6 protein-coding genes are annotated in these 10,516 nt (G+C 51.1%); 5 read left to right on the top strand and 1 reads right to left on the bottom strand.

The genetic code is table 11. The features are described from left to right. Window positions 1–226 precede the first annotated feature (226 nt). From MXE39_RS12470 to MXE39_RS12450, 5 genes are all read left to right on the top strand, one after another. Window positions 227–880: an L-fuculose-phosphate aldolase gene (locus MXE39_RS12470; protein WP_246979015.1), complete on the top strand. Its 654-nt coding sequence runs from the start codon at window positions 227–229 to the stop codon at window positions 878–880. Between the two features lie 737 nt (window positions 881–1,617). Further along, window positions 1,618–3,108: a sugar ABC transporter ATP-binding protein gene (locus tag MXE39_RS12465; protein WP_246979016.1), complete on the top strand. Its 1,491-nt coding sequence runs from the start codon at window positions 1,618–1,620 to the stop codon at window positions 3,106–3,108. A gap of 495 nt (window positions 3,109–3,603) precedes the next feature. Then, window positions 3,604–4,587, top strand: a complete 984-nt coding sequence (locus MXE39_RS12460; RefSeq protein ID WP_246979017.1) for an ABC transporter permease — start codon at window positions 3,604–3,606, stop codon at window positions 4,585–4,587. A 1,491-nt stretch (window positions 4,588–6,078) separates the two neighbouring features. Beyond that, the gene (locus tag MXE39_RS12455; RefSeq protein WP_247074191.1) at window positions 6,079–7,155 is read left to right on the top strand and encodes an ABC transporter substrate-binding protein; all 1,077 of its coding nucleotides are present in this window, start codon (window positions 6,079–6,081) and stop codon (window positions 7,153–7,155) included. Window positions 7,156–8,059: 904 nt separating this feature from the next. Then, window positions 8,060–8,326 carry a hypothetical protein gene (locus MXE39_RS12450; protein WP_247074189.1) on the top strand — a complete coding sequence of 89 codons (267 nt, stop codon included), beginning with the start codon at window positions 8,060–8,062 and terminating at the stop codon, window positions 8,324–8,326. Between the two features lie 1,226 nt (window positions 8,327–9,552). On the opposite strand, the gene MXE39_RS12445 is transcribed toward MXE39_RS12450, so the two are convergent. Then, on the bottom strand, window positions 9,553–10,206 hold the full coding sequence (locus tag MXE39_RS12445) for an L-fuculose-phosphate aldolase (RefSeq protein WP_246979019.1): 654 nt from the start codon (window positions 10,204–10,206) through the stop codon (window positions 9,553–9,555). Window positions 10,207–10,516 lie beyond the last annotated feature (310 nt).

The raw sequence follows: 10,516 nt of genomic DNA, 5'->3' as shown, positions 1-10,516 counted from the left end.
AAACGCCGCACAGTTTACGGCTTAACGCCGTCAGCTTTTAACCGGGCTGCCTTAGGGCAGCCTTATGGAGGCAGCCAGCTCTGATTTAGCTTTTTGTGCATCAGATACTTGCGCTGCCTTACATCCCGGCCAGCAGGTACAGTTTTCAAAAGTGAGACTGCCCCGTAAGGCCGGGAACTGCAAGCACTGAATTAATGCCTTAAATCAGGCAGTAGAGGATAAACGTATGTTAATGGAGAAAGCCCGCCACGATCTGGTTGAATACGGTAAGAAGCTGGTTCACGCCAACCTGACCAAGGGAACAGGCGGCAACCTGTCAGTTTTTGACCGCGCCAATGGCACTGTAGCCATTACCCCAAGCGGCATCGATTTCTTTGAGATTACCCCTGAGGACATTGTTATTGTTGACCTCGAGGGCAAGACCATTGAGGGCACCCGCACTCCTTCATCCGAGTGGGAAATGCACCTCATGCCTTATCGTCACCGTACTGACATTGATGCAGTAATTCACGCCCACACCACTTATGCTACCGTGCTGGCTGTACTGCGTCAGGACCTGCCTCCATCTCACTACATGGTTGAGGTTGCCGGTCACAACGTACGCTGCGCTCCTTATGCTACCTACGGCTCCCATGAACTTGCTGTAAACAGCTATGAGTACATGAAGGACCGCCGTGCCGTGCTTCTTGCCAACCACGGTATTCTGGCCGGTGCCCATGACCTTCTCAATGCCTTTAACATCATTGAGGAGGTGGAGTACTGTTCTCACATCCACTGGATGGCTTCATGCATGGGCAAACCAGTCATTCTCCCTGATGAAGAGATGGAGTTAATGGCTGAGAAGTTCAAGACTTACGGTCAGCGTAAGGCCAAGGACTGATAGATACTTTGCACCCGCTGCGGGCAATGGCCGATGGCTGTTGCCCATGGCGGGTGTGGTTTTTTCAGGACGTTAAGAGCCTGAAAACTTACGGACCATCTTTTTCTCCATAGTTACCTCTCCTTAATCCTGGAACCGGCCTGAAATGAATGCTCCGGGCATGAGCAGGCGCTGCAGCGCAGGGCCGCAGCAGATGCCATGCCGGACTTCAGATGCCAGAGCTGCTGTTTCCTCCTTGCAGCAGTGGCAGATGTACCGGTAAACGCGCATGGGCGGTCAGTTCAGTCAGGTACGGTTCTTTTCAGGGAAGAAACATCTTACATAAGATTTTATGGAGAAACCTGCAGGCAGGCAGGAATCAGCGCCGGACTTTGCACGGCGGGATGGTTTTGTCTCTTGTCAGCCGGCACCGCAAGGTGACCATGGCTGCTTTCCCTACAGAACACATACTGCAGCGCAGTATCAAAAGGTAAATTCAGTCGGGTATGTTTGCCCGGCCTGTGCAGCTGCAGATTTAAGAGTGTTTTCAGGTTTTTGAGTTTTTGCCTGAGCCTGGGAAAGAGAGTGCAGCCCGGAATAGTAACTGCCCTGAGGGCAGACTGGTATATGGAATTTGAGCCCCGGATCTGATTTTTCGCAGCAGCTCCGGAGCGTACAGAATGTACGTTAAAAGCCTGAATCTGCGCACTGCCTGATGCGCTTGCCATTGATATCACCGGGTATGAGGATGACTGAGTATGGCTAATATTATTCTGTCCATGCAGGGAATTAAGAAATCCTTCAACGGAGTGCCCGCATTAAAGAACGGCGCACTTGATCTGTATGAAGGTGAGGTTCATGCCCTGATGGGTGAGAACGGTGCCGGTAAATCTACTTTGATGAAGATTCTGACCGGCATCTATACGCGTGATGAGGGCCGAATATTTTACGATGGCATGGATGTCGAATTTTCCGGACCAGCTGAATCAGAGTCAGCAGGTATTGCTATCGTGCACCAGGAACTCAACATGATGAAGGATCTGACAGTTGCTCAGAACCTCTTTATCGGCCACGAGGCCATGAACGGCATGTTCATCGACGATGCGGCCATGGAGGACAAGGCACGGGAGCTGTTCAAAATCCTTAATGTTGATATCGACCCTTCAGTAAAGGTAGGCATGCTTACTGTTGGTAAGCAGCAGATGGTGGAAATTGCCAAGGTTATCTCCAAGAATGCCAAGGTAATCGTTCTTGATGAGCCTACTGCAGCCCTTACAGATCATGAGATTGAAGAGCTCTTCCGTGTAATTCGTGACCTGCGTTCCAAGGGTGCCGCCATTGTCTACATTTCCCACCGCATGGATGAAATTAACGTAATTTCAGACCGTATCACCATCATGCGTGACGGTGAGTACGTGGGCGTGCTTGATGCGAAGAGCTGTACCAAGGACGATATCATCAAGATGATGGTAGGTCGAACAGTCTTTATTGAGCCAAAGACCAAATCCCAGGTCCCTGAAGGTGCAAAGGTACTGCTGCGCTGCGAGAAGCTTAACCGTGGCAAGTTTGTACGCGATGTGTCATTTGAAGTGCATGCCGGCGAGATTATTGGTTTCTCCGGTCTGATGGGTGCAGGACGTACTGAAACAGCACGACTTATCTTCGGCGCTGACCGCATGGATTCAGGTCAGATTTTCATTGATGGCAAGGAAGTAAAGATCAACTCTCCAAAGGATGCTGTAGCCCATGGCATTGGCTATCTGTCTGAGGACAGAAAGCGCTATGGTCTGCTGGTAGACAAGTCAGTTGAGGAGAATACTGTTATTGCTTCCCTGGCCAAGTTCATTTCAGGATTCAACTTCATTGACCAGGCTAAGACCGAAGAGGTCTCCAAAAAGTATGTCAGTGAGCTGAAAACCAAGACTCCAAGTGTCAAGCAGATCATCAAGAAGCTCTCCGGTGGTAACCAGCAGAAAGTGGTTATTGCCAAGTGGCTTACTGATGACAGTGACATTTTGATCTTCGACGAACCAACCCGTGGTATTGACGTAGGCGCCAAGAGTGAAATCTACAATCTGATGGAGACCCTGGCCAAGCAGGGCAAGGCCATTATCATGATTTCATCTGAGCTCCCTGAGATTCTTCGTATGTCCGACCGTGTGGCTGTAATGTGCGAAGGCAGACTCACCGGAATCGTGCCTATTGAGGAGGCAACTCAGGAAAAGATCATGGCCCTGGCAACCCGTTAACTGTCAGTCCCGGCTGTACCGGCCCTGTTAACAGAATGTCCTGCTGTTGCAGGACCTGTTAAGGGCAGGCACCGGTAAGCATATGTGCTGCCGGTGTTTCCCGGTGACCACTTTGCCGGAGTCGTGCTGAACCTGGCGCCCATCACCCCTATTCAGGGGGCTGAGCCCGACGCCCAGCATCCCCTCCAGGGGCTGTGCCCGGCGCGCAGCATACCCTCCAGGAGCTGAGCTTCAGGATCAGCAGCCCTCCGGGTCATGAGCCGGTACAGGGACTGTCGAAATCAATGCATACACACAGCCGGAAACGACCGGCTGAACTCTGAACTTATCCTCACAGCTGATCAGGGCTCAACACCTGGTAACCATAACGCCTGTGGCGGGCCTGCATAAGGTACGGTCGACAGTGGCAACAGCCGGAGCAGTTGAGCTCACCTTCAGCAGCAGAGCAGGGACAGTCCTGACTGCAGGATAAAGTGTTATGAAAAGGAGTCTCCTGTGGATCAAATCAAAAAGCTGGTATCGAACCAGCAGGCCGCTGTAGTGCTGGCCCTCGTGCTTATCTGTGTTGTATTTGCGCTCATGACTGATCGCTTCATGCAGCCTACAACTTTCACCAACATCTCAAAGTCTGCCTACTACATTGCCTTTATGGCCATTGGCGTAACCTTCGTTATTGCCACGGGCGGTATCGACCTGTCCATTGGTACGGTAGCTATCTGCTCGGCCCTGGTGGGAGGTACGCTCATGGAGGCCGGAGCACCAATGCCTCTGGTACTGCTTACCATGCTGGCAACTGGTGTTATCTTCGGTCTTATTAATGGACTGCTGGTAACGCGACTGGGACTGCCGTCCTTTATTGCCACTCTGGGCACCATGATGATGTCCCGTGGTCTGGGCTCCATCGTTTCAGGTACCAAGACCATCTCTTTCCCTCAGGGTTCAGCAGATGGCGCCTGGTTCCGTGAGCTCTTTATGATTACCTCTCGTGATGGCTTCCTGCCACGCAACTTCCCAACAGGCTTTATCCTGCTGGCAATTGCTGTAGTAGTCATGGCTCTGGTGCTCAACCGTACTCAGGTAGGCCGTTACATTCTGTCTATCGGCTCCAACCGTGAGGCTACCCGTCTGTCAGGTATTAACGTTGACTACTACGAGACCATTGCCTATGTAATCTCCGGCTTCTTTGCCGCTCTGGCCGGTATCGCTTATGTAGCCGTATTTACTACCGCACAGCCAAATACCGGTAACGGCTTTGAGCTTGATGCCATTGCAGGTGTGGTAATCGGAGGTACTTCGCTTGCCGGTGGCGTGGGATCAATTCTGGGAACGGTACTTGGTGTGTTCATCATGACCGTACTTAAGATTGGCTTCCCATACATTGGTGTACAGAGCCACTATCAGATGTTTATCACCGGTATTATTCTGGTAATTGCCGTGTACATTGACATCATCAACCGCAAGCGTAAGGGTCTTGCCTGATAAGGCTCGCGTAAGCGGTAAGTCCTGTACTGACCCGGGAGTTCTGATACGGCATGTCCCCACGTCATCGCGCTGAGTTTGCAGCAGCCTGAGACAGGGCAGCCGGTCGACAGAGCATCAGGCCAGCCCCGGCACTGATGACGGATCGACCCTCAGGTATGTCACTCCACTATGGGGCCGGAACAGCCTTCTCATACCAGCCTTAAACACGGTGCAAGAGAAGGCAGGCAGCACCAGCAGGTCTGCACCTGATGCTCTTAACTCAGATGCCAGACCATAAAGCTGCCACATCAAGATGTCGCAAGGGCGCTACCTTGAAAAAGCTCATCAGCCGCACAGTTTGTGCGCCCCATGAGGACCGAAGCCAGAAGCCCGATAAGGCTCAAAAGCCTGACAGGTCAGGAGCAGTTCAGGGAAACTCCCGACTGCTCCGCCAAGGTACGCCCTTGAGTGGGCTTAGCCACTCTGGCATTGGCTGGGCCAGTGCCCGGCGACATCACCTGTTAATTCAGGCATTTCAAATGCGCGAACAGTTGCGATTAGTTGCACTCAATCCGCGCCTGCAGCAGGGCTGAAACAGCAGCCTGAGTCTGCCCGATTTCTACTGTCGACCTGCCTGTTAAACATTGAGCAGGACACCCAAATGACATGCGCCTTTTACAGGACAGCAAGTGCCTCAAAACAGGCCATGACGTGGGCATAAATGGGGCGTTATGCCGCCCTGAATCGCGCATGCGCATGCGTCTTAGTGCAGTACAGACGCTAAACGCGATGCACATCACACAAATCAAATATGACTGCCAGAAACTGCATCTGAGCGTGGGCTTTTCTCTTATCATGAGACAGGCTCAAAAGGATAAGAAGCGGCGCGACGGACCCATGGTCCGCAGGTGAAAGTTAATGGGCGCCGACCAGAAAATTCCCTTCAGTTAATATCGTTATTTCAACTTAACAACAGAGTATGCGGATGCTGTAAGATCCGCAATGCCAGTAAGTACTCAACAGCCTCATCAGGCCGCAAGCCAGCCACAGCTGCGTTGCCTGGGCACAGGGTGCCTGGCTCAGATACAGCTGTACCGCCTTGGCACAGAGCGCCAGGCTCAGCCCCAGCTGCATTGGTGCTGTAAGCCTCGGGTCGTGATGCTGTTAAGTATTTTGCCAATGTCTCGTCTTTATTTAACCGACCGCAGTGGAGCCGGGAGCCCGCAGCGGTACACGCATAAACTGTAACAATCAATTTACTTCTGTAACGGATTCCGCTGTCTGACCGCCTGACCGATCTTTGCACTTTAGTTTTTACCGTCAGGCCTGTGCATACAGCTGATGACAGGTACATACGGATAGAATGATCCGACTGTGTTACCTGTACATGACAGCTTTCTGTCTGCTGTCATGATGCAGACTGCATATGATGCTGCTCGTATCATCCCTTTTCATCGCCCTTTTATGTATGATGGGCTTTTCGCAGATGGACAGGGCAGAGTGCTGATTATGCTCTCTGAATTTATCAAGTCTTATAAGGATGTTTTGTTTATGAAGCTCAAGAAGTTAGTCTTAGCCTTAGGTGCCGCCACTGTTTTATTCTCCGGCAGTGTATTTGCTGCTGATATGCACATCAACGTAGTTGCCAAGGGCTTCCAGCATCAGTTCTGGAAGGCTGTAGAGCAGGGCACTCAGAAAGCTGCAGACGAGTTTGATGTTACCGTAGACTTCCAGGGTCCGGACAATGAGTCCAACATCGCTCAGCAGGTAGAGTACCTCAATGCCGCTATCGCCACCGGTCCAGATGCTATCTGTCTTGCAGCTCTTGATACCCGTGCCATGCTTGACTCCATTCAGATGGCTCAGGACGAAGGCATTCCTATGATTGGCTTTGACTCTGGTGTACCTGATGCTCCAGAGGGCGCCATCAAGGCAACTGCTTCTACTGACAACACCGCTGCAGGTGGTCTGGCTGCCAGCAAACTCCATGAGATGATTAAGGCCAAGGTTGATGCCGCTACCAAGGACAAGCCTGTACGTATCGGTGTTATTGCTCAGGAGTCCAACTCCCAGTCCATCGTACAGCGTACCAAGGGCTTTGTTGATGCTTTCGTAAAGATCGTTGGTGCTGACAAGGTTTCTGTTGAGGGTCACGACTCTCTGCGTGCTGTAAAGAAGGGCGCTCCAGTAATCCTGGAAGTAGGTATCCCAGCTGAGGTTAAGGACGTTGACGCAGCTGCCGTAGCATCCGCTATTCTTGAGAAGGGCGATCTGATTGCCATTTACGGTTCCAACGAGTTCGCTACCAATGCCATTATTACCGCCAATGAAGGTCTGGACAAGCTGGGCTCTGACAAGGTTATCGCTGTAGGCTTTGACGCCGGCACCAAGGTACTTGACGCCATGGAAGCAGGCATTCTTTCCGGTGCTGTAACCCAGAACCCTGTACAGATCGGCTATCAGGCAGTACGTCTGGCAGTTGAGGCCGTAAACGGCAAGAAGGTTGAGGACGTGGACACTGGCGCTCTGTGGTACAACAAGGACAACATGAACGATCCTGCCATCAGCGTCTGCTTATACCGCTAATCAGCTCACTGTTTATCCTGTTAGTACGGCTCTGAACATATGAATGGCATATCTCAGAGCCACCGGTGCGACAGTCAGGGCAGCTCAATCTGCTGTCTGAAACTGTCGCATCCGGCAGCATAACTGACAATTTGCCACCCTCCGACTGCCTTCCCCGGGCAGATCGCCTTGCAATGGCTTCCCAGCCCACACTGCCGCCAGTCCTGGCGGCAGACCGTGGACCCACCTGCAGATACCTGAAAATCTTCCGTACAGACATTTTCAAGCCCGGCTGGCTCTTCATCATGAGTGGTGTTTTGTTAACATTATGTCAGTCTTTTTTGTTTTAGAAAGTGTTATGATGCGCTGTAAAACGATATGGCTGACAATGCATAAAGAAGTCAGACAGGACTGATGGTATGTCCCCATGGCCTAATCGCAGGTCAGACCTTGGTAAGAATGGTATTCACGGCATAATAGCAGGCCATACTGGGCCGAGTCTGGTACACAGGGCCTCATAACAGGTTATGCGGGGGCATGGTAGATTCCCGGGGCATTCTACAGCCTTATGGAGCATGTAAGATTCCCGGGGCATTCATACAGGCTTATGGAGCATGTAAGATATCAGGTGCTGCAGGGTAGTAGATTTAAAGCCTGCTGAAAGTCAGCTGTTTAAGCTGCATCAGACGGCTGTGTGCTCATCACGAGCCGGGCTCTCCATGAGCATAATTTGGATAATTCATCCTCAAAAACTAAGTGCTGATAAGGGCAGTCCCGTTTATACGGTGACTGCCCTTTTTGCATGTGATATTGCGATAAATAACGGTATTACTTCAGTTGAATATGCCTGTTATTCAGGTTAGTATCTCTCATCTGCAGGAGCTCTACAGCCTGGCAACTGTACGATTCTTTAAGGAACAGTTATATGAGTAATATCATTGAGCGAATCAAGGCCGCAGAGGAGTTTGCTCAAAGGTGGTCTGGTCAGGGATATGAGAAAGATCAGACACAGCTTTTCTGGTCTGAGCTGCTCTGTGATGTTATGGGGATAAGGCATCCATCTCAGTTCATATCTTTTATGCTGTACGGATGCGTACGTCTGCCTGCAGATACCGGACAATTGCCTGTGATATGCCGTATGGATGCGTGTGGATGCTTACGGCTGACATTGAGCAGAGAGTTTCAGGAATAAAAACTGCATATATATCAGCTTTTATCAGATGTCACTAAGGGGCGTATGACTTGCTTCTTGCAGATACCCCTGCCAAAAGAATCCTGATAAATAAAGGCTTCCTTCATCAAGCAAGCGGCGTGGCTGCTCCATATCTATGCAAATCAATGGAACGACAATACTCATAAAACATGATAAGTATGCGGTTTAAATTCCCCAAGACATCTGCTTAATGTCAGGGCCAGGCATATGCTTGCTGATTTATGACATGAAAAAAGCGGTTATCCCTGGGGATGACCGCTTTGGGGCTTAAGAAGTCTTAAGCTCTTTGTTTGCTTTGTTGAGATCTGATTTTAGCACTGTGCATGAAACTTTGCTCATGTATGTACCATGGAGGGGCATCGCGAGAACAAGTCCTTGTCAGGCAATGTACAGCGTCTGATTAATCCCTGATTTATGATGGATTATTCGTCAGCCTTGCTTGTGCGTCCGATAAAAACCATTGTCATTTGAAATGTATTGCTATTGGTTAGCAGCAGTGTAGACAATGCACTGCCATTTCGAGCAGTGGTGAAGGCATGGCATGGAATTGCATTGCATGGCATTGCATTGCAGGCATGGCATTGTATGGCAATGGACAGTTCAGGAGTCAGCAAGGCACTTCCATTGGTGTTAAGTTCTGCTGGCAGGGAATGAGGTGGTGAGATCTTAGCCGGGTTCAAGGAGATGGCTGTCGAGAGATCGCTTACAGGGCAGGGGCCAGAGACTGTGATGGCTCGGAGGTGGTTGCTGGCAGGTTGTTGCTGGCATGAAGGGCACAGCCGGGCAAAAAGGCCCGGACATGATCTGTAGCGGCCTTTGATTGAGTTTTTGCTGCAGCTGTGCAGGATGCTGCTATGGCCGGGGCTGTGAGGTTTTACTGCCTGACGGGTTCGGAGCGTCAATGATGGCAGCAGCAGCCTGGGATCATGGCAGGGCCATGTGAATACTCTGGCGGCCAGATGCATCATAAGGCTGAACCTTATGTGGTACATGGCAGCGCCAAATGCCTGACTTTGCAGGGCTGGGGCCAGTCTGGAGTTCAGTGGAGATGTTGAGCCAGAAAGGCCGGACGGCTGCCCTTAAGATGTCAGTATGAGCAGCCGTATACATGAAAGCCCGGCTGGTGCCGGGCTCCCTTGTATATATGTGCAGGAATAGCGCTCCTGCACTGGCTTAAGGTTCTGGACCTTAAGCTTTGCAGACTGTTAGTCCTTGGCCTTGCGCTGGCCGTAGGTCTTGAACTTCTCAGCCATTAATTCCATTTCCTCATCTGGGAGGATAACTGGCTTGCCCATGCAGGAGGCCATCCAGTGAATCTGTGAGCAGTACTCAACTTCTTCAATGATGTTAAAGGCGTTGAGCAGGTCATTGGCACCGGCCAGAATACCGTGGTTAGCCAGCAGAACAGCGCGGCGGTCCTTCATGTACTCATTGGCGTTTACTGCCAGCTCGTGAGAGCCGTAGGTAGCATAAGGAGCACAGCGAACATTGTGACCTGCAACCTCAACCATGTAGTGTGATGGAGGAAGATCCTGACGCAGTACGGCCAGTACGGTGGCATAGGTGGTGTGAGCGTGGATAACAGCATCGATATCGGTGCGGTGACGGTATGGCATCAGGTGCATTTCCCACTCGGAGGATGGAGTACGGGTGCCTTCGATGGTCTTGCCGTCCAGATCGATAATGACAATGTCCTCAGGGGTGATTTCAAAGAAATCGATGCCGCTTGGAGTAATGGCTACAGTGCCGGCAGCACGGTCATAAACGGAGAGGTTGCCACCGGTGCCCTTGGTCAGATTGGAAGTAACGAGCTTCTTACCAAACTCAACTAATTCTAAGCGGGCTTTTTCCATTAACATAGTCGTGATCCTTCAAATTATCACTGTAAACCGCTGACAGGTGTCTGTGATAAGGGCCTGTTCTGCCCTCATATATGCGCAGGATGCGGTTTAAGGAGGCGCCTGATAAGGCGCAGGTAAAGTTTAATCTGTGTGTTTACTTCAGCAGAGGCTCTACAGGGATCCTCCTGCTGGATTAAGACAGTCTGGACTGTTTTTGGGCAGGCTCTGCTCATTACAGTTGCAGAGCCTGAACCAGCCCCTTATTTCGTTGAGCATGGCGCTAATGCTGCCATGCCGGGGCTGATTAAGCGGCTGCAGACCGCCGGTC

The sequence above is a fragment of the Anaerobiospirillum sp. NML120511 genome, assembly GCF_023050955.1.
Lineage (GTDB): Bacteria > Pseudomonadota > Gammaproteobacteria > Enterobacterales > Succinivibrionaceae > Anaerobiospirillum.
The sequence above is the reverse complement of the archived record's forward strand: the minus strand, read 5'-3'. Positions and strand labels throughout refer to the sequence as shown.

Coding starts and splice junctions, on each gene's coding strand:
- MXE39_RS12470 (WP_246979015.1), top strand. CDS start 227: ATGTTAATGGAGAAAGCCCGCCACGATCTGGTTGAATACGGTAAGAAG.
- MXE39_RS12465 (WP_246979016.1), top strand. CDS start 1,618: ATGGCTAATATTATTCTGTCCATGCAGGGAATTAAGAAATCCTTCAAC.
- MXE39_RS12455 (WP_247074191.1), top strand. CDS start 6,079: ATGCTCTCTGAATTTATCAAGTCTTATAAGGATGTTTTGTTTATGAAG.
- MXE39_RS12450 (WP_247074189.1), top strand. CDS start 8,060: ATGAGTAATATCATTGAGCGAATCAAGGCCGCAGAGGAGTTTGCTCAA.
- MXE39_RS12445 (WP_246979019.1), bottom strand. CDS start 10,206: ATGTTAATGGAAAAAGCCCGCTTAGAATTAGTTGAGTTTGGTAAGAAG.